General features: G+C 68.8%; 20 protein-coding genes. 4 read left to right on the top strand and 16 right to left on the bottom strand.

The window, feature by feature from the left end; all coding sequences use genetic code 11:
• Nucleotides 1-5: 5 nt before the first annotated feature.
• From MUH00_RS05930 to MUH00_RS05895, 8 genes are all read right to left on the bottom strand, one after another.
• Nucleotides 6-1448: a hypothetical protein gene (locus MUH00_RS05930; protein ID WP_247002993.1), complete on the bottom strand. Its 1443-nt coding sequence runs from the start codon at nt 1446-1448 to the stop codon at nt 6-8.
• Nucleotides 1449-2822 carry a DUF58 domain-containing protein gene (locus tag MUH00_RS05925; protein ID WP_247002992.1) on the bottom strand — a complete coding sequence of 458 codons (1374 nt, stop codon included), beginning with the start codon at nt 2820-2822 and terminating at the stop codon, nt 1449-1451.
• Nucleotides 2815-3723, bottom strand: a complete 909-nt coding sequence (locus MUH00_RS05920) for a DUF7269 family protein (RefSeq protein ID WP_247002990.1) — start codon at nt 3721-3723, stop codon at nt 2815-2817. The genes MUH00_RS05925 and MUH00_RS05920 overlap by 8 nt, the downstream gene beginning before the upstream one ends.
• Entirely contained in the window at nt 3720-6011 is a 2292-nt protein-coding gene (locus MUH00_RS05915) for a DUF4129 domain-containing protein (protein ID WP_247002988.1), read from the bottom strand. The genes MUH00_RS05920 and MUH00_RS05915 overlap by 4 nt, the downstream gene beginning before the upstream one ends.
• A gap of 232 nt (nt 6012-6243) precedes the next feature.
• A complete protein-coding gene (gene hisE / locus MUH00_RS05910) occupies nt 6244-6528 on the bottom strand; it encodes a phosphoribosyl-ATP diphosphatase (RefSeq protein ID WP_247002986.1) in 285 nt (94 codons plus the stop codon).
• Nucleotides 6529-6996, bottom strand: a complete 468-nt coding sequence (locus tag MUH00_RS05905) for a bifunctional nuclease family protein (RefSeq protein WP_247002984.1) — start codon at nt 6994-6996, stop codon at nt 6529-6531.
• 120 nt (nt 6997-7116) lie between these two features.
• Complete coding sequence (gene pdxT, locus MUH00_RS05900) at nt 7117-7740, bottom strand: pyridoxal 5'-phosphate synthase glutaminase subunit PdxT (RefSeq protein WP_247002982.1); 624 nt, start codon at nt 7738-7740, stop codon at nt 7117-7119.
• Between the two features lie 199 nt (nt 7741-7939).
• Nucleotides 7940-8101: a preprotein translocase subunit Sec61beta gene (locus MUH00_RS05895; RefSeq protein ID WP_247002980.1), complete on the bottom strand. Its 162-nt coding sequence runs from the start codon at nt 8099-8101 to the stop codon at nt 7940-7942.
• A 230-nt stretch (nt 8102-8331) separates the two neighbouring features.
• Between MUH00_RS05895 and MUH00_RS05890 the strand changes: the two genes are divergently transcribed.
• From MUH00_RS05890 to MUH00_RS05880, 3 genes are all read left to right on the top strand, one after another.
• Entirely contained in the window at nt 8332-9249 is a 918-nt protein-coding gene (locus MUH00_RS05890; protein ID WP_247002978.1) for a formyltransferase family protein, read from the top strand.
• Between the two features lie 273 nt (nt 9250-9522).
• Nucleotides 9523-9792 carry a thioredoxin family protein gene (locus MUH00_RS05885; RefSeq protein WP_247002976.1) on the top strand — a complete coding sequence of 90 codons (270 nt, stop codon included), beginning with the start codon at nt 9523-9525 and terminating at the stop codon, nt 9790-9792.
• Nucleotides 9793-10157: 365 nt separating this feature from the next.
• Complete coding sequence (locus tag MUH00_RS05880) at nt 10158-10331, top strand: DUF7556 family protein (RefSeq protein ID WP_247002974.1); 174 nt, start codon at nt 10158-10160, stop codon at nt 10329-10331.
• Between the two features lie 157 nt (nt 10332-10488).
• Here the strand turns inward: MUH00_RS05880 and npdG are convergent, their stop codons facing one another.
• The 3 genes from npdG to MUH00_RS05865 form a co-directional block, all read right to left on the bottom strand.
• Nucleotides 10489-11157, bottom strand: coding sequence for an NADPH-dependent F420 reductase (gene npdG, locus MUH00_RS05875; RefSeq protein ID WP_247002972.1), 669 nt, complete (start codon nt 11155-11157; stop codon nt 10489-10491).
• 898 nt (nt 11158-12055) lie between these two features.
• The gene (locus MUH00_RS05870) at nt 12056-13111 is read right to left on the bottom strand and encodes a hypothetical protein (RefSeq protein WP_247002970.1); all 1056 of its coding nucleotides are present in this window, start codon (nt 13109-13111) and stop codon (nt 12056-12058) included.
• Nucleotides 13112-13301: 190 nt separating this feature from the next.
• Entirely contained in the window at nt 13302-13559 is a 258-nt protein-coding gene (locus MUH00_RS05865; RefSeq protein ID WP_247002969.1) for a hypothetical protein, read from the bottom strand.
• A 187-nt stretch (nt 13560-13746) separates the two neighbouring features.
• On the opposite strand from MUH00_RS05865, the gene MUH00_RS05860 reads away from it, so the two are divergent.
• A complete protein-coding gene (locus MUH00_RS05860) occupies nt 13747-14580 on the top strand; it encodes a glycerophosphodiester phosphodiesterase (protein ID WP_247002967.1) in 834 nt (277 codons plus the stop codon).
• A gap of 57 nt (nt 14581-14637) precedes the next feature.
• Here the strand turns inward: MUH00_RS05860 and MUH00_RS05855 are convergent, their stop codons facing one another.
• The 5 genes from MUH00_RS05855 to MUH00_RS05835 all read right to left on the bottom strand — a co-directional run bounded on the left by MUH00_RS05855 (nt 14638) and on the right by MUH00_RS05835 (nt 19282).
• On the bottom strand, nt 14638-15243 hold the full coding sequence (locus MUH00_RS05855) for a hypothetical protein (protein WP_247002965.1): 606 nt from the start codon (nt 15241-15243) through the stop codon (nt 14638-14640).
• A 159-nt stretch (nt 15244-15402) separates the two neighbouring features.
• The gene (locus MUH00_RS05850; protein WP_247002963.1) at nt 15403-16965 is read right to left on the bottom strand and encodes an FAD-dependent oxidoreductase; all 1563 of its coding nucleotides are present in this window, start codon (nt 16963-16965) and stop codon (nt 15403-15405) included.
• Between the two features lie 120 nt (nt 16966-17085).
• Nucleotides 17086-17364: a hypothetical protein gene (locus tag MUH00_RS05845; protein ID WP_247002961.1), complete on the bottom strand. Its 279-nt coding sequence runs from the start codon at nt 17362-17364 to the stop codon at nt 17086-17088.
• A 93-nt stretch (nt 17365-17457) separates the two neighbouring features.
• Nucleotides 17458-18333 (bottom strand): TIGR01548 family HAD-type hydrolase, encoded by an 876-nt coding sequence (locus tag MUH00_RS05840; RefSeq protein ID WP_247002959.1) that lies wholly within the window; start codon nt 18331-18333, stop codon nt 17458-17460.
• Between the two features lie 313 nt (nt 18334-18646).
• The gene (locus tag MUH00_RS05835; RefSeq protein WP_247002957.1) at nt 18647-19282 is read right to left on the bottom strand and encodes a metalloprotease family protein; all 636 of its coding nucleotides are present in this window, start codon (nt 19280-19282) and stop codon (nt 18647-18649) included.
• Nucleotides 19283-19320 lie beyond the last annotated feature (38 nt).

The following is a 19320-nucleotide window of genomic DNA, read 5'->3' as shown; positions in this document are numbered from 1 at the left end:
TCCTGTTAGCCGCGCAACGGAAGCAACAAGAGGAGGGTGCCGATCGCGACCGCGACGACGGCGCCCGTCCCACCGACGTCCGCGAAGACGCCGGTTCTGATCAGATTGAGGCCGATCGCGACGAGGACGGCGACGGCGGCGACGCCGGTCGCGAGGACGCCGTGGAACAGTTCGAGCCGCCGCGTGTCCGGAATGTGGCCGAGCTCACCGGTTACGCCCAGTCCGAACGAGGAGACGTCCCAGACGAGGGCCGCGCCGGCGACGCAGGCGAACACGAGCACGGGGTCCCCGCGAGCGAAGCCGATGGCCGCGATTACCAGGCCGGCGGCGGCGATTGCCGGCCCGGCGGCGCGATCGGGTAACAGGCCGAGCCAGGCCGCGAGGACGCCGACGGCGGCCACGACGACGAATACGATCGGCCCGACGGCCAGGACCAGGACGGCGAACGGCCCCACTGCCGGCGGGAGCGCGAACAAGAGCGTGAGCAGCGCCGGCGGCACCAGAACGACGAGGGCGACGCCGACGGCGACCGCGGCGCTGTGGCGCGTCGCGGCGGCGCCGAACTGGCGGGTGAGCGCTCGCAGCCCGAACGCAGTACAGCCGGCGAGGAGGCTCGCGACGGCGACGCCGACGATCGGTCCGAGCACGACCCACGACGAGAGGGCCGCGAGCGCCGATCGGACGGCCGGTTCGCGAAGCGGGATCGCCGAGAGCCAGCCGCCGAGCGCGAGGACGGTCAGCGCCGCGAGCAGGCCGAGGGCGCCGAAAATCGTCCCGCGAAGGACGCGCCGCAGCGTCGCCAGCCGCCGCTCCATCGCCGGCCGTCGATCGCGCCGGGTGAGCTGGCGAACCGGAAGCCAGCGAAACGAGAGCAGCACCGTCCACGCGGCGCCGGCCGCGACGAGCAACAGCCCGCCGATCGAGAGCAGCGGCGACGTCCCGGCGACGAGTCCCAGCAGTCCGCGCCGAACGACTACGCCGATCCCGATGAGCAACAGCCCGACGACGGTCGCGGCCAGCAGCGACGCGTACGCCAGCGCCGTCCCCTCGGCGCTTCGTTTCAGCCCCTCGGTACCGACGTCCGCCCACGCGAACCCGATTCCGAGCAGGGCGAGCGCGAATCCGGTGACCGCCAGCCACTCCCGCTCGATCAGCGGGGCGGCGACCAGCAACAGCGCGGTCACCGAGCCGAACGTCATCACGAACCCGTGCCCGACGAACAGCTCGACGAATCCGCGATCGTCCCGTTCGAGCAGGCCGATACCGGCGACCGTCATCCCGACGACGGTCGCGAGCGTCGTCAGGTCCGCCACCCCGACGCGTCTCACGCCGGCGAGGACGGTAAGTCCCACGACGACGAGCGTGGCGATCCAGAGGCTCGCCGCCCGCGGGCGTCCCTCGTCGCCGATCGCGGACGGTCGATCGAGCCGGGGACCGGAGAGGGCCATCTACCGATCACCTCCCGATCCGCTCGCCGTCAGCCGCCCCGACAGCTTCGCGTCGGCGGCGAAGGCCCGCTCGATGATCAGCGGCAGCGGCGTGCCGCGCCGCCAGTCGAACGTGCGGGCGCCGGCCGCCTGACACCGGGCGAGCCGGGTCCGGCGCCGGACCGCCGCGTGCTGTCCGCTGACGGTATTCTCGGGAACGATGTCGGGCGAGAGCACGACGACCGGCAATCCGGCGCCGCGCCACGTTTCGACGCCCGCCGTCGGAACGTCGTCGAGCAGCGGGCTGAACAGCGCGACCTGCGCGTCCGGCGGCGCGAGTTCGATCAGCTTGCGGTGCTGTTCGCCGGCCCGGTCCGCCTCGCGTTGCTCCGCACGCGTCAGTCGCTCGCCGGGATTGCGCTCGCGGACCGTCGACGGCGTCACTACGTCGGTCGCCAGCCGGAACAGGTTCAGCGCGCGGGTTCGCCGCTCGCGGCCGCCGCCGGGCGCCAACCAGTACAGGCCGGCCGGCCCGTCGCCCTCGAGGCCGACGATCGCGACGCCGACGTCGTGACCGTGGGCGAGCAGGTCGGTCAGGGCGTGCGTCGCCGCGTAGGCCGCGAGTTCGACCCCGGTCGGTCGACCCCGGCCGGCGACGGCGTGGTTCGGACGTCGAGCGTCGACGACCAACAGCACCGTCGCGGCGACCTGGCGCTCGTAGTTGACCGTCGCGAGTTCGCCGCGTTTCGCGTACTGGCGCCAGTTGATCCGACTCGCCGGATCGTCCGCGTGGTACTCGCGCGAGGAGTGAAACGCGATGCCGTCGCCGGGCCGATCGGTCGTCAACTGACCGACGTGCCCGCGGCCCGCGCGTTCGATCGGCGGCGCGTCCGCGTCGAGTCGGCAGGCGAGCGACTCGTCCCCCGCGGCCGGAATCCGCGCCGTCTCGACGGCGCTCGCGCCGAGGCCGCGGACTCGAACCTGCGGCGAAGTAAAGGCGTAGTCGCCGCGCCGGGCCACGACCGCGTACTCGACGGCGATCGAGTCACCCGGTTCGAGCGTCGTCCCCGCTCGGGGCGACCCCCGGAGGACGGCGAGATCCTGCGGGACGCCGTCGACGACCCGAACGTCCGGGAACGTCCGATCGCCCTCGTTCCGCACGGTGAGCGTGACGGCGACCGATCGGCCGGGTGGTGCGGGCGTCGGCGACACCGTCCGGGTGGCGACGAGTTCGTCAGCCTCGGGCGGTCGCACGCGCGAGAGCGAGCCGGAGGCCACGTACGCGAGCGGGATCGCGGCGCCGAGCAGCAAAACGCCGTCCCCCTCGACGAGCCCGACGACGACGAGCGCGACCGTCGCCGCGATCGCCCCGCGCCACCGTCGCTGCCTACTCACGCGGGGTCACCCCCGGATCGCGGTCCGATCGATCCGGACGGTCGATGGCCTCGTCCGATTCGGGTTCCGTTCCGTCCGTCCCGTCCGTGGATCGACCGGACGTCCCGCCGCCGTCGATCGCCTCGTCGATGTCGGTTTCGGCCCCGTCGTCGCGGCCGACCGGCGGGCCGCCGGCGACCGCGTTCGGATCGACGGCGCGCTGTAACTCGCCGCCGGCGCCGCGTCGCAACTCCTCGAGCCGAGGCTGAAGCACCGGCACCGTTCGGGGAGCCGTCCGCCCCGGCACCGTCGGCAGGGCCCCCTCGGCCGCCTCGGCGACGGCGGCCATCGTCCGTCGGGTTCGGCCGCGAACCGTCCGCTCCGGGAACAGCCACGTCCGAAGCCGATCGCGAAGCGGCCGCGGCGGCGGGTCGACGGTCGGCGAGAGGACGCTCGCGGCGACCGGGTCGTCCGTCCAGCTCCCGTCGTCGATCGCCGCCTCGACCGCGGTCCGCGACCGACCGCCCTGGACGAGCGCGTCGCGCAGCGTCTCCCGGAGGACGGGCCGCACGACGGCGACCCCTTCGTCGACCGTTTCCGCCCGCCGGGCGGCCGCGCCGGCCTCGTCGACCACCCTCGCCAGGCCGTCGCTCGAGAGCGGCGGTTCCCGATCGGTCCGTTCGGGCGCCGGCGTCGCGAACTCCTCGTCGGCCCAGGGGGCGGCTGCCTCGCCCGCGTTCGGATCGGGCGTGCCCCGCAGCTTCCGGATTCCGACGGCGATCGCCGCGAGCGCGAGCAGGACGAGGGCGACCGTGGGGCCGTCCGACCCCGACTCCGGCCGACTCCCGAGGCCGAGCGTCAGCCCGAGCGCGACGAACGCCAGCCCGAGGAGCGCGATGATCGCGTGCCGGTACCGGCTCACGGTCGATCACCGCCGTCGGTTGCGCCGGTCGCGCCGGTCGAGACGGGCTCCTCGCTGGCCGGCCCCGCCGAATCCGATCCCTCCCGCTGGAGCTCCCGGTAGGCCTCGTCGGCACGCGCCCGAACCGCCTCGGAGAGGGGTCGATCGCCGTACTCGACCTCGCGAAAGAGCGTCGTCAGTTCCCGGACCGACTCGCGAGGGTAGCCGGCGTCGAGCGCCGCGCGTTCGATCTCGCCGGGCGTTCGCGTCCGCCACCGCCCCGGCGCGACCTCCCGCGCGAACGATCGCCACAACTCCCGGAACGAGGGACGATCGCCTTCGTTGGCGGGTCCGTCGCCGCTCGCCATCGGCGACGCGACCGTCCCGGAGTCGACGTCCGTCACCGCCTCGTCCGTCCTGCCCGATCGGACGACGTAGACGGCGCCGATCGCCAGCGCAGCGGCGACGAGGGCGACGCCGACCGGGCCGCGGACGAGGAAGCCGGCGGCGAGGAGCGCGACGGCTCCGGCGACGGCGACGAGGGACTGAATCGGGACGGCGCGAAGCCTCGCGAAACCGCGCCGTCCGAGGTCGATCGCCCGCTCCGGGAGCGATCGAAGCCGGCCGAACAGCGCGAGGCGGAGCTCCCGAACCGACCGCGGGACCGACGAGAGCCGCGTTCGAACCGCGCCGGCGAGCCGCTGACATCGATCGACCAGCGTCTCGAGCAGTCCGACCGCCGCGAGCACTCGATCCACGAGCCACGCGACGACGCCGCCGGCGGCGTCGCCCACTGCGGGTTTGCGAGGCTGGGGTCCACGTCCGCCGACCAGCACGGCCGCCGCGCCGACGGCGACCGCGGCGCCGAGCGCGACGAGGCCGCCGATCGGACCGTAGAACGCCTCGGCGACGAGGACGACGAGCAGTCCAGCCGCGATCCCGAGGACGACGACCGGTCCGCGCCGTCCGTGGGTTCGATAGGTGACGGCGGCCGCGGCCCCGGTGACGATCGAGGTGACGAGCGCGAGCGCGCCGTACTGTCCGACGAGCGTCACGGTGGCGGTCTGCGAGTCCGTGCTGACGGTCACCGTCGCCGTCGGATCGCGGGGGAGTTCGATCGCGAACAGGCCATCGGCGTCGGTCCGCCCCCGCTCTTCGCCCCCGACGGCGACCGTGGCGTTCCCGACGGGATCGCCGTCGATCACGGCGGCGACGTGGCCGTCGCTGCCGGGAACGGGCGCGAGACCGTCCGGCACGATCCGCGCTTCGAGCACCAGGACGTCGACGGTCACCTTGCCCGCGAAGTCCCCGCGGGCGACGGTGACGTCGAGTCGATCGGTGCCGTCGTCCGGGACGGTGATCGTCGCCGTTCCGGTTTCGTCGGTTTCGGCGACCGGGTCGCCGTCGACCGAGACGGTCGCCTGCGGCATCGGTACCCCCTCGATGGCGGCGTCGATCGCTACCGTCTCGCCGGGGTAGGGCTCGCCGCGAACGTCGATCGAGACGTCGCCCTCGACCTCGTACTCGACGGTGCTGTTCGACTCGTCAGCCTCGGTCGCGGTCTGGATCGCGGCCGCGGCCGACGGTCGTCGCGCCGCCGCGTCCGCGAACGGAACGATGCTCGTCGATGGCGAGGGGGTCCTCGTTGCCGGTTGCGACAGGAGCGCCGCCGCAGCGCCGATCGCGGACGTCGTCGCCGCGGGCGCCGTCAGTTCCGCCGGAGCCGTCGGCGCGCGATCGCGGACGTTCAGCGTCGAGTCGTCGCTCGCCCACGACGTGGCTTCGGTCGCCGTGCAGCCGTCGGTGCCGACCCGGATCTCGAGCGTCTCGACGTACGGTACCTCGCCGGTCACCCGACCCAGCTCGTCGGTTCGGCCGATCGATCGGTCGTTGAACCAGACCTGGACGTCCGTGATCGGCTCGCCGCGGCCGTAGACGTTCGCCGTGACCTCGCTCCCGGGGATCCGATCGCCCTCCAGCGTAACGACGCACTCGTCCGATTCGCCGCCCACGTCGACGGGTTCTCCGCTGCCGCCGCCGTCGAACCAGTCGAAGAACTTGAACCAGTCGAACGAGGGGATCGAATCGCCGCCCTCGCCGCCCTCGCCGCCGCTACTGCCGCCGCCACCCCCGTCGCTGCCGGGGTCCGGCTCGCCCGGTTCGATCTCAGACGGCGATCGCTCGTCGGTCACTCCCGGCGCGAAGAAGGCCGCGACGATCAGCGCGAGCGCCGCGAGGGCCACGAACGAGACCTGCCGGTAGTCGACGCTGCTCCCGGCCGACCCCTCGCGTGCGGACTCGTCGGACACGTACACTCACCTCGCCGATCTGGCCCGGGCGGCGACCCGTCGCGCGCGTACCGGGCTGATATGGGCTCCCCCGAACCAAGAAGCTACTCCCGGCCGTCGATTCATCGTCGATCCTACGGCGCATCTGCCTAAGTGTTTTGTGAACGACCAGAACTGCCGACACCTCTCGCGGTCGGGCCGTCGGCGATCGACCGATCTCCGATCGCGCCCGTTCGTCGGCGCCCCGCTCCGCTCACCGTCGCGCTTCGAGTTCGCGTTCGAGGTCTTCGAGCTCCAGTCCCTTCATCGAGAGGAGCACGAGCAGGTGGTAGACGATGTCGGCGGCCTCGTAGGCAATCTCGTCGCGATCGTCGTCTTTCGCCGCGAGGACGAGTTCGGTCGTCTCCTCGCCGAGTTTCTCGAGAACTGCGTTCTCGCCCTTGGCGTGGGTGAAAAGCGACGCGGTGTAGGAGTCCTCCGGCAGCGTTTCCTTGCGATCTTCGATGACGGCGAATAGCTCGTCTAGGGTGTCCTCCATTTACAGTTCACCGGATACGTTGCGGATGTCTTGCAACTCGTCGAACTTCTCGCTGTCGTCTCGGCCGTTCTCGAAGACGTCCTCGGTCATCTCGATCGACGCGTTCGTCCGGGCGGCCAGCGCGAGCGAGTCGCTGGGTCGGGCGTCGATCACCTCCTCGCCGCGGGGCGTCGCCACGTGAAGATCGGCGATGTAGGTGCCGCCCCGACCATCGGTGCGGCGTTCGATCTCGCTGACGACGACCCGATCGATCCGGCCGCCGAGTTCCTCCATCACGTCGAGTAGGAGGTCGTGGGTCAGCGGACGGCCGATGTCGTCGGCCTCGAGCCCTCGAGCGATGCTGGTCGCCTCGTTGAAGCCGATGAAGATCGGGACGACGTCGTCTTCGCCCTCGACCGCGAGCACGACGACCGGCACCGGACCCTGCGGCGTCCCCGCGACGCGCACCGCGTCGATGGTTGCGTTCATACCTCGACGGACGTGGGGAGGGATGAAAAACGTGCCCGCCGGCGAGTGCGAGTGTCTGGACGCCGATCGACGGTCGGCGCCGGTCGATCGATCGGTTCGGAGGCGGGTCCGACTCGCGGTTCAGTCCGTCTCTTCGATCGCCGGCACCGTCGCCTCGTCGTTCTCGAAGAACGCGAGGCCGTGAATTCGGCTGTCGGGCGTGAGTTCCGGGTGGAAAGCGGTGCCGACGACCGGGCCGTCGCGGACCGCGACCGGCCGATCGTCCCACGTGGCAAGCACCTCCGCCTCGCCGACCGCGTCGATCGCCGGGGCCCGGATGAACACCGCCGGGTACGGCTCGTCGTCGGCGAGGCCGGCGACCGACAGCGGCGCCTCGAAGCTGTCCGCCTGGCGTCCGAAGGCGTTGCGCTCGACGCGCACGTCCACGAGACCGAGTTCGTCCACTCGATCGTCGTTCGCGTCGCGCGAGGCGACGATCAGCCCGGCGCACGTCGCGAGGAGGGGCTTGTCGGCGGCGACGTGGTCCCGAATCTCGGGGGCGATCCCCTCGCTGCGGAGTAGGCGCGAGATGGTGGTCGACTCGCCGCCGGGCATCGCGAGCAGATCGCAGTCGGGGACGGTTCCGGCGTCTCGAATCTCGTGGACGGTGACCTCGCGACCGCGGGCCGCGACAGCCCGGTCGATCGCGGCCGCGTGTTCCGCGACGTCGCCCTGGACGGCGACGACGCCAGCTACGAGTGACATGCGCCCCGGTAGGGATGGCGCGCTCAAAAAGGACGCGTCATCGGCGACCGTTGGCTTCGGGCTGCTCCTTCGGGCGTTTTCGCGACTGAAACGCGCGATCCGACCGCCGTTCGCCCGAGCCATCCTTTCGCATCGATCGCTACTGCCGGCTCCCGAGGCGGCGCTTCGGTGTGAACGTGCGAGAAAACGGCGGTCGTCGTTAGGAGACGATCGTCAGCAACTGGACCAGCACGCCCAGCATCACACCGAACGCGATGACCGTCTTCGGATCGATGCGGATCGCGTTCGAGTCTTCGGAGTCGAAGTACCGGACGAGTCCGGCACTCGACATCAGCCCACCGGTGTTCTGTCCTCTGTCCATACTCAGAGATATGTACCCGTCGAACTAAATCTTTCGTCGTTCGATCGGCCCACGTTCGCGCCGCCGTGAAAATCGTCCGACGGCCAGTCTGCTGCCGGCAACTCAGTCCCCGTTATCGAAACGAAATCGAACGATAGCCCCTTCGCAACGCTATCAACGCGACACTACACGAAGCGACGCGAGTCAAACAGTGGCAGTAACAAAGGGCCGACGGACGAGACGAAGCATCCATGGGGATAACCGAACCGGCGAGAGTCGGGTTTCTCACTGACTCACACCTCTACTCTTGGCAAGCGCGTGCGATCGAACGATTGCAGCGCGATCTGGACATCGAAATTCCGCTGGTCGTGAGTAAGTCCCGCGATACCGATCGCGACGACGAACCCCGGACGACGAAGAAACTCGTGGGCTTGGACGACGTGAAACGGATTTGCAACTCCGCGTGGCGCGAGAAAGCGTGGGCGCTCGTTCTCGCGGAGCGAACGGTCGCCGAGTTACTCGGCGATGATCGGCAACTCTGGCGCCGAGTCGACGTCGAGAGTATCGAGTGTTTCGACGGTGCCGAACACGTTCGCTGCGACCCCCAAACCGAGAACGGCTGGACCGAGTTCCCCGAGGACGTCGTTACGAAGGTGTCCGAGCGCTGCGACGTCGCGGTTCGGTTCGGCTTCGGCCTCATCCGGGGCGACATCCTGACCGCGCCGGAGTACGGCGTGTTGAGTTTCCACCCGAGCGACATCCGATCGTACCGCGGGATGGGGCCACCTCCTATCTTCTACGACGAACGGACTACCGCCGGCGCGACGCTGCAGCGATTGAACGAGACGATCGACGGCGGGCAAATCGTCGCGTACGACGAGGTGTACGTCGGCGATTGTTACACGTTATGGGACGTCTTTGATCGGATCGCCAGGCTGCAGATTAGTCTCTTGGCCGACGGGATCGACAACCTGCACGATCCGTCGTTCGAGCCGAAGACCGTTCCCGACGAGGAGTTAGGTGACTATCACGCGTTGAGCCGGCGACGGGAACTGGAATTCTCGGGGCGGATCGTGATGAAGAATCTCTCCGGTCGGATCCGGCGGCGAGTTAGAAAAACCGTTGAAGACGGGGCCGACGGTGCGTTCGGCGGACGATACGCCGAGTAACGAGACGAGATCCCCGAAGGCGGCGCTCACCGAATCGCCGCAGTGACGCACGTCGACGCGATCGATCGCAACGGGAACTGACGTGTACGCGGACGCTTATCGCAACGACGACTGATGCGAACGGAATCCTGCCGATTGGCTCGATCGGCGTGAACGGCGGGGTGACGCGGACGGCCCACCGTATACGTAGACCGGCCCGTCTGCGCGATGGTACCACCCGGATACGAGTGGGAAACCCTTATGCGCAGCGCGTGGCAACTACGCGTGAACGGCATGACTGTCACACTCAAGGACTTCTACGCTGACTGGTGTGGCCCCTGTAAGACCCAGGACCCGATCCTCGAGGAACTCGAGGACGACTGGGAGGGCCGATTTGAAGTCGAGAAGATCAACGTTGACGAACAGCAGGACGTCGCGAACGAGTATCAGGTGCGCTCGCTGCCGACGCTCATCATCGAGAACGACGACGGAATCATCGAGCGCTTCGTCGGCGTCACGCAGCGCGAAGACATCGAAGACGCGCTCGAATCGGCCGGCGCATAAGGGAGACTGATTCGCTCGTTTTGCCGGCGGGTACCGGACGCTTCGAGGGATGCCAACGGCTGGTCGTCCACCTCCGGTACGGCCGTCGGGACGCCGCCCCCGTCGAATCGATTCCGCAGACTGACACGACCCCGCAAACTGACACGATCGGCCGCGGCCGGACGGGAAAATCGCGCGTTCCCTCCTCGCGATCGGCAGTGGTAACACACGCCACAATTGCCAGAATCTGACACGCGCCGGTTCTGTCCACTTAACGTGCGCAAATCTGACCTATTTACGTCGATTTGAACTATTGCCTTGCAGGTTCAACCACAAATTGCGGACATTCCAGAACATTCATAACGCATCCCATAGTCCGTTGGAGTATGAAGCCCGACCTGGAGTCGATCGGGGACGGACTGGAGGGCGCGGCCGAAGTCGTTGGAGCGATCGACGAGATCGAGGGCCGACAGCACTTCGTACTTGCGGACATCACGTGCGACGACGTCTGGATGACGGTTCCGGAGGACGACGCCATGTCCATCGACGAATGGCGGTAACCGTCGCCGATCACGCTGTTTTTTCGCGGTCGATCGCGGTCTCGCTGCCCGCGCAACCGAGCGAATCGGTCGTTGGTCGTCTCGTCGCGAGTGCGGCACTCGGTTACCGAGGATACGATCGAGCCCGTAAAAAACGTTCGCCCGGCAACGGCCCGTCCTAGAGCCACTTCACGCCGACGTCGTGCATGTCGTCGTTGTACTTCGCGATGTTGATGACCAGCGAGGTGACGCTCTCGACCTCGGCGGCGTTGGCCAGCGGGCCGGCGTCGAGTACACGCAGACCCTCGATCTCGTTCGCGAGGTTGCGAACGGTCGCTTTCGCGTCCGCGTCGTCGGCGACGACGAGCGTGTCGAGGTCGAACTCGGCGTCGAGATTCGCCAGGACGTCGGCCGCGAGGTTGTGGAACGCGCCGACGACGGGCACCGCGTCGGGCGCGCGCTGGGCGACCAGTTCGGTGACGCTGCCCGCCGACGGCGGGTGGTAGTGGAGGCCGTCCTCGTCGCCTTTCATCCCGACCGCGGGCGTGACGAGGACCGTCTCCTCGTCGAGGACGTCTTCGATCGCCTCGACCGTGTCGCCGACGTAGTACGGCGGGACAGAGAGCACGACCACGTCGGCCCGATCGGCCGCCATCTCGTTCGCGAAACCCTTGACGTTCGCGTCGACGCCCCGCGCCTCGAGGTCCGCCTCGTAGTCCGCGACCGCGGCGCGGGCCTTCTCCGGATCGCGCGAGCCGATGAGTACCTCGTGGTCCGTATCGCGCGCGAAGCGCAGCGCGAGTCCTTCGCCGATGTCGCCGGTTCCGCCGAGTAACGCGATTCGCATACGCGATCCTCGGGACGGGGAGTGAATAAAGGGTTGGAAGTTCGCCGGAATTGCCGTCCGAGGTCGCGTTCGGCGTCGCATCGTTGGCCGCCGCTGAACGCGAGCCGGGTCGTCCGTGGACGCAGACGTCAATCGCGGCGACCGTTCCACGGCGGATCCCGTCGGCCGCTCGAGGGAACGTGTTCCATCTCCGATCGACGTTGCGATTCTCATTGACGCACCAAAAATACCAAGAGTACTACCTCGAGAATTATGGGACAACGCTTTACGAATCAGATTCGGTCCCGGCGGTCGATCCTTCGAACCGGCGGTGCGGCGCTTGTCGGCGCCCTCTCGGGTCGTTCACGGTTTCGATCGGATAGGTCCTCGCAGCTCACGCTCGGGTTCCGAAATTTCGATGACGACTCGCACGAACTCGACATCGAACTGCTCCGGCCGGCCGGCGACTCGTCGAGCGACGCACGTGCATTGGCTAGAGTGTTCGAGGTTCCTGCCAGGAACGAGGACGGCGCGGCGACAATACGGGAGCGCGATGCGGTTGAAACCAACCGATAGATGCGGTTGAAACCAACCGATACCTCGTCCGCGTCGACCTCTTCGCCACGGGCGGCGTCGAACACTACCACTTCTTCCCCGACTGCGAGGGAGACGGCAAAACCGACGACCAGTTACTTACAGAAATCCGGCGACATGACTCCGACGGGCTCTCCCTCCGGTTCCGCCAGCAACGCTGCTGACGCGGCCTTCGCCGGGACCGATCGATCCGCGCCCATCTAGTTCGGTCGAGTTAGGCGGCGTCTCCCTCTCCGGGGTTGATCGAGGCGACTACGACGGGACGATGGGCGCCGCGACCGAATCGGCCGCTCCCGTTAGCTCTCCGGCGCGCACCGATCGGCTTCTAGACGCGCTCGACCTGCCACGTCTCCTGTGGCTCGGCGAGGGTGCCGTCGGCGGTGATCACCCACGGGACGATCTCGCAGGTGTGACAGAGCCGATCGGCGTCGACGGTGAGCCGCGCGGTGTCCGACGACCCCGACACCTCGGACACGCCGAGGATCGTATCCGACTGCGTCAGCCACCAGACGACCCGATCGAGTCCGCCGTCGGGATCAGTTACGTCGAGTTCGATCGTCGTCTTCCCGCCGTCGCCGAGCGAGAGTTTCGCCGACCCGGGTTCGGGTCGGCGCCCGTCGATCGACGGCGGCGTGCTGCCGTCCTCGTCGACGACGACCTCCCAATGGGCCCCGTACGTATCGTCGCTGCCGTCGGGGACGACGGCCGCGGCCACGTCGTGCGTCCCCGGCGACTCGAAGGCCGTCCGCCAGTAGTGTGCGCCCGTCTCGGCGTAGTAGATCGCCTGCCACGGAACGGCGAACGACCCGCCGGCGTACTGACCGTCGATCCACCAGTGTGTGGTTTGCGAGCCGTTCGGATCGACGGCGCCGGCTTCGAACAACAGTTCCGTCCCCGGCTGCACGGTGAGGCGTTCGTCGGGACTCGCGTCGGGCAGCGGCGACGCGCCCGACACGGAGACGGTTCGCTCGTCGGCGCTGCCCGCCGCCTCCATCCGCACCGGGCACTCGGCGTCTCGGCTGACCGGGTACGTGTCGTACCCGTGGGTGATTCGCTTCGTCTCTCCCGCCTCGATCGTCGTCGTCATTCGCGCGACGAGTTCGCGATCGTCCCCGACGAGCAGTTCGACGTCGGTCCGGACGTCGCTCGTCCCGGTGTTCTCGACGGTGGCCGTCACCTCGAGGTACTCCCCCGCGCTGACGGGAGCGGTGGTCTCGACGATCGTCACATCGAGTTCGGACTCGTCTTCGCGCGACTTCATCTGCGCCGCCTCGTCCCCGCCTCGATCGGGGTCCGCTCCTCCGAAGCCGGCTCCCGCCGGCAGGAGGACGGATGCGATCGGAACGCTTGTCAGCAGTCGACGTCGCGTTGGTCCGTACATCGGGATGCTCCTCCCCCGTGGATACCAAAAAGGAAATCCACTGTTACGCGTGAAATTCGCCGTTTCGAACGGCTCGACTCGCCCTCGTTCGGCCCCGAAATCGGTAGGATCTCCCTGCGAACAGTTCTACGAAATCAAACTGTTGGCGATCGTGAAACTGAGCGGCGACCGCCGATATCGGGAACCCGGGCTACGGTGCGTCGTCCTCGTCCGGGTTCATCGCCGCGCCGAGCCCGCTGTCGTAGGCGTCACGATTCTCGACCTCGCGGATGCGCTGTCGGAGGCGCTCTTCGAGTTCCTCGCGGCGCTTTTCGTCGACGTCGGGATCGTTCCCGAGCGCCCGCAGGTCCTCGCGGGCCGTCCGCAGCACGGACACCGCCTCCTCGGCGTCGAGATCGGCCGCGCGATCGAGACTCCGTTCGACGTCTTCGAGCGTGGTTCTGGTCACGTCCGTCCCTTGGACGGGGAGGGTGTTGAAACGGGACCCGGGAGTCGCCACGCGGGCGACCGGCGGTCGCTTCCGTGATCCGATCAGCGACTCCAGACTCACTCGCCTCGCCTGACTCGTCCCGTCGATCGCCGGCTCAAACCGCCGACGCCGCAGGCTCCTTTACGATCGCTCGCGTCGTCCCGGTATGACCCGTCCCTCCGTCATCGCCCACCGGGGCTACGCCGGCGCCGCTCCCGAAAACACCGTCGCCGCGGCCGTTCGCGCCGCGGAACGCGACGAGACCGCGATGATCGAGATCGACGTCCAGCCAGCGGCTTGCGGGACGCCGGTGGTGATCCACGACGAGCGCCTCGACGGGGCTCGCGACGGGCGCCCGCTCACCGACGCCTCAGGACTGGTTCGCGAGACGGCCATCGAAACGGTACAGGACGCGCGGGTGCTCGGCACCGACGAGACCGTCCCGACGCTCGCCGAACTGCTCGAGGCGGTCCCCGACGCGGTCGGCGTCAACGTCGAACTGAAGAACCCCGGCGCGGACGATCTGCGATTCGCGACGTCGCTCTCCCCCGACGAGCGCGACGATCGGCGCGAGGTCTGGACGCCGTTCGTCGATCGCGTCGTCGCCGAGTGCGACGCGTTCGACGGCGAGATCCTCTTCTCGTCGTTCTACGAGGGGGCGCTGTCGGCCGTCCGCGACGTCGCGCCCGAGTACGTCGCCGCGGCGCTCGTCTGGGACGACCTCGAGACCGGCTTCGAGATCGCCCGCCGCTACGACTGCGAGGCGATCCACCCGCCGCGAAACGCGATCGCCGGGACGCCGCTCGCGCGGACCGACTACGCGGGGATGCCCGCCGACGAGCCCGCGATAGATGTCGTCGAACACGCCCGCGACGAGGGCCGGACCGTGAACGTCTGGACGATCGAGACGTGGCTGCAGTTCGACCAGCTCGCGGCGCGGGGCGTCGACGGGATCATCGTCGACCATCCCGGGCTGGGGGCGATCCTGAGCGAGTCGTAGCCGGTCCGCGTGCAGTCGGGGGACGATCCGGGACGAGTCGTCCGGCCCCGACGCCGGTCAGGGAACGGTCCTCGTGAAGCCGAGCCAGCAGGCGGCGACCTGGACGCCCGTCGCGACGGCCGCCGCGACGCGATCGTCGGTCAGCCAGGCGACGTCGAGCAAGACCGCGGCCGCGACGGGGAGCGCCCCCATCGCGACGGCGTAGACGAACACGCGAAGGAAGTCGTCCGCCGCGAGTCCGAGTCGATCGAGGCCGCCGTAGAACGCCAGCCAGCCCGCGAGGAGCGTCGTCGGGACGAGAAAGAGGCCGTTGAGTCCGGATCCGCCGCCGACGAGGAACCCGACCGCGATCCGCAGCGGCAGGAACGCGAGCGGCACGAAGAGAACGGCCAGCCACACGAACGTCCAGCCCCCGGCGGGATCCGCGCCGAGTCGCTCGTAGCCGCCGTGGACGAGCCACTCGGCGCCGATGGCGGCGACCAGCAGGAGCGCGACGGCGAACAGCCCGCCGAGGAGCGGCCCCTCCGCCGCCGGGAGCGGCGCGACTCGACCGAGAATCCCGACGACCACGAAACACGTCCACGCGAGCCCGACGAGCGCGCCGATCGATCGGGAGAGGTCGGCGACGGCCGTTCCGACGACCGACTGGAGGGATTCCGGCATCGACGCACCGTTCGGTCCGCTGTCAGATAGTCGTTCTGTTGTCCGCTCGGCGATCGAATTCTCGTCGGTCGCCGGCTCGGGCCACCGTGAATTTCCGGCTCGGGTCGCACGTCAGTCGCCGGCTCGGATCATCCGTTGATCACCGGGTCGAACCGTCCGTCAGTCCGAATCCCGGTTCGACTCTCGGTTCGATGCTCGGCTTCGATTCGGCAGCTCCTCGTTCGCCGGTCCCTCCAGCACCGTTCCGTCGGGATCGAACCGCGAGCCGTGGCAGGGACAATCCCAACTGCCCTCAGCGTCGTTCCACTCCACGAGACAGTACATGTGGGTGCAGACGGCCGAGACGGCGTGGAGGTCGCCGTCCTCGTCGCGGGCGCAGGCGATCGGTTTGCCGCCGCTGCGAACGATTCGCCCCTCGCCGTGGTCGAGCGTCGATCGATCGGCCGAGAGCAGCGTGCGCGCCCAGTCGGTAACGAACTCGCTCGCGGCGTCGGCGTTCTCGACGGCGGCCTCGCGGAACGACGCCTTCGGCGTCAGCCGGAGCGGATCGAACAGGTCGAGCGCCGGGTGCTCCTCGCCGGCGATCCTGGCGGCGAGCAGTCGGCCGGCGGCGACGCCGTTGGTCATCCCCCAGCCGCGGAAGCCGGTCGCGACGAGGACGTTCTCGGCGCCCGCGCCGGCGCGACCGACGAAGGGGACCTTGTCGGCCGGTCGGTAGTCCTGGGTCGACCATCGGTAGGCGATCTCGTCGACGGGGAACCGATCGCGCGCCCAGCGGGCGAGGCGCCGATAGCGATCGGCGGTCGATCCACCCTGGCCGGTCTTGTGATTCTCGCCGCCGACCAGCAGGAGCGTCTCCTCGCCGCGGTGGGTCCGGACCGATCGGTAGGGGTCGCCGGGCCGGTAGTACATCCCCTCGGGCGGCTTCCCGTCGAGGCGGATTCCCAGCACGTAGGAGCGCTTCGGGTACATCCGGGCGAAGTAGCCCGCCCGATCGAGGATCGGGAAGCCGGTCGCGACGACGACGCGGCGTGCCGTCACCGTCGCCGCCTCGGTCTTGACGCGGGGTGGCGTTCCGGGCTCGACGTCCGTGACGCGGGTCTCCTCGAACAGTCCGGCGTCGTCGTCCGCTCGGAGTTCGTCGGCAATTCCAAGCAGGTACGATCGCGGGTCGAACCACGCCTGCTCGTCGAACCGGACGGCCGCGGCCGCCCGCTCGAACGGCGGCACCGAAGTGACGTACCTGGCGTCGATTCCGGCGCCACGCGCGGCGTCGGCCTCGCGTTCGATCGCGCCGGGGCTGTCGCCGTAGAGGTACGAGGGCTGGCGCTCGAAGCCGCAGTCGATTTCGGCCGCCGCGATCCGCCGCTCGACCTCATCGATCGACTCCTCCTGTACCGCCGCGTACTGTCGGGCCTGTCGACGACCGAACTCCCGACGCAAGTGATCGTAGATGAGCCCGTGTTGGCTGGTCAGCTTCGCAGTCGATTTACCCGTCACGCCCGTCGCGACCCGGTCGCGCTCGAGCACCGCGACCGATCGGCCGCGATCGCGCAGGTTGATCGCCGTCGAGAGGCCGGCGATCCCGGCGCCGATCACGCAGACGTCGACCGTGCGATCGGCTTCGAGTCGGTTCGCGGGCGGGTCGTCGTCGCGGGTGGTCGCGAGCCACGGCGAGGTCGGCTCGCCGGGGAGGTCGTCGCGGGAGAAGCCCTCGCGCATCGGTTCGCCACGCTACACCGGCGACGGCGAAAAAACGAGGGGGCCGATACTGACGGATGTCCGTTGCGACCTCCCGCGGACCGGTCACTCGGCGGTCACGGGCGAGCACGGGACCAGTCGCTACTCGGCGTCCAGCGCCGCCGCGATCGATTCGAGGTCCGCCTTCCGGAACGGGCGTTCGGCGCGGTCCGGGTCGTCTTCCTCCAGTACGTCGATTTTCCGGAGAATACCCGATCGCATCTGCGATTTGGGTGGCAACGGATTCGTCTCGATGTCGTAGTTCACGGCGTCACAGATCGCGGCGAGGGCTTCCTTGGTGAAGGTGGTCGATTCGATCCGTTCGTATCTCCCCACGGCCTCGCGGATGTCGTTCCGAAGGTCGTCGACAGTTCGTGTCATACGGACACTACTGGCTTGATTTGACGTGTGGGTTTCGATCACGCGATTTTCCCGGTGATGAGCGCCCGTCGTGCGCCGATCGCGCCCCGCCGCTCACTCCTCGAGCAGGCCGGGAACGTCGTTGACCGAGTCGACGACCGCCGACGCACCTTCGTCCTCGTACTTTCGGCGGCCCTCCTCACCGGTCAGCCCGCCGGTGAGCACGCCGATCCCGTGGTAGTCCCGATCGGGGTCCGCCTCGGTAGCGTTGACCGCCGTCCGAATATCGTCCAGCGTATCCCCGACGAACGCCACGGCGTCGGCGTCGAAGCGCTCCGCGAGGGTCACCAGCGCGCGGGGGTGCGGTTTGCCCTCCTCCCAGTCGTCCATCGTGAACCGGTACTCGACGGGGATCTCGTCGTCCAGGCCGACCCGATCGAGGGCGATCTCCGCTTCGGCCTCCGGGCGGCCGGTCAGGATGCCGACGTCGTAGTCCCCGAGGAGCGCATCGCGGGCCTCGCTCTCCAGCACGACGGGTTCGTCGTGGATGAACCCGCGCGTTTCGAGGTCGGGCTCGCCGCTCTCGATCCCGCGGTAGAGGTCCGCGCCGAGGTACAGCTGCTGGAAGACGTCACGGAGTCGATTGGGATCCCAACGATCGGTCACGCGCTGGGTCGCCCGTGCGCCGATCGCGTCGCGAACGACGGTCTCGGCGGCCTCCAGCCCGCCGCCCTCGGCGGCGATCCGATCGGTGAAGCCGGCGATCGAATCGCGGTACCCCTCCTCGGTCGCGAGGACGTAGAGGGCGGCCGCATAGGTGAGTTCCCAGTCGTTGTTGAATCCGCCGGCGTCCTTGAACCGCTGGATGTCGGGCTTTCGGATCGTCCGCTCGTAGACGTGCTCGATCGAGTCGACGATCGCCCGGCGGTAGGAGTCGGCGACGTCGACGAGCACGCCGTCGACGTCTAACACGACGGCGTCTGCGTTCATACTCGCTCTCTGGGCTCGCCGCGGATAAAGGCGATCGGATTCGATTCGAGAGGGCGGGATTCGATCACGCGGTGTCATCGAGCGTGCCAGCCCCTTTCAGTCCCGCCCGTGTCGGCTGGGCGGGCTGCCACCGTGGGTGGGACTGAAAGGGGCTGGCGCTATCCGGGAAGACGGGCGACGTAAGCACTGACCGAACGAAGTGAGGGAAGCGCGCAGCGAGCTCCTCGACCGGATAGCGCCAGGGGCTTTCGTAGTGCTTTCAGCGGACGAGTCCGCTCCCTTTCCGAACCCAACCTTTCGAAACGATCGCGGCTCAAATTGGCGCGAGGCCGAAAAGATAAAACGCGATCAAACCGATCGCGAGCGCGTACAGGACGTCGGCCCACAGCCACGACAGCAGGTTGGCGACGTAGATCACGAGCACGACGGGGATCCCGAGCAGGACGATCGGCGATCGGCGCCACTCCGATCGCGATCTGTTCCAGAGGGTATTCGCGTCGCCCGTGCTCGGAACCGCCGCGATTCCGATCGAGAGGGCGAACCAGCCCAGCGCGATCGCGCTTGTGAGCACCCAGGGGCGCGCCGTTCGAAGATCGCCGACCGTCGAGACGAGGGCGGCGAGGGCGAGAAAGAGCCAGAACGACACGACGGTGTTGACGAGAAACGGCGCGACGCTGATTGTGAACGACGCGCGGTAGCGCTCGGGCCGGGCGTGGCGAACGTAGCCCGCTGGATCGCCGAACCGGAAGTAGACGACCTCGACGACGGGAACGCCGACGAGATCGCAAGCGCACTTGTGGGCGAACTCGTGGATCACGACGCCCGGAAGCGCGAACAGGCGGCCGGCCAGCCAGATCAGGTAGCCGGACCAGCGGAGGAACACCGCGAGTGCGACGATCGCGAACGCGACGACGACGGCGAACACCGCAGTCTCGGACTCGAACGCCATTGGTTCTCGAACCGTCCCGGAACTCGATAAATCGTTCC

This window comes from Halosolutus gelatinilyticus, from assembly GCF_023028105.1.
Classification (GTDB): Archaea; Halobacteriota; Halobacteria; order Halobacteriales; family Natrialbaceae; genus Halosolutus; species Halosolutus gelatinilyticus.
Note: the sequence above shows the minus strand (reverse complement) of the source record. Positions and strands in the feature narration are given on the sequence as shown.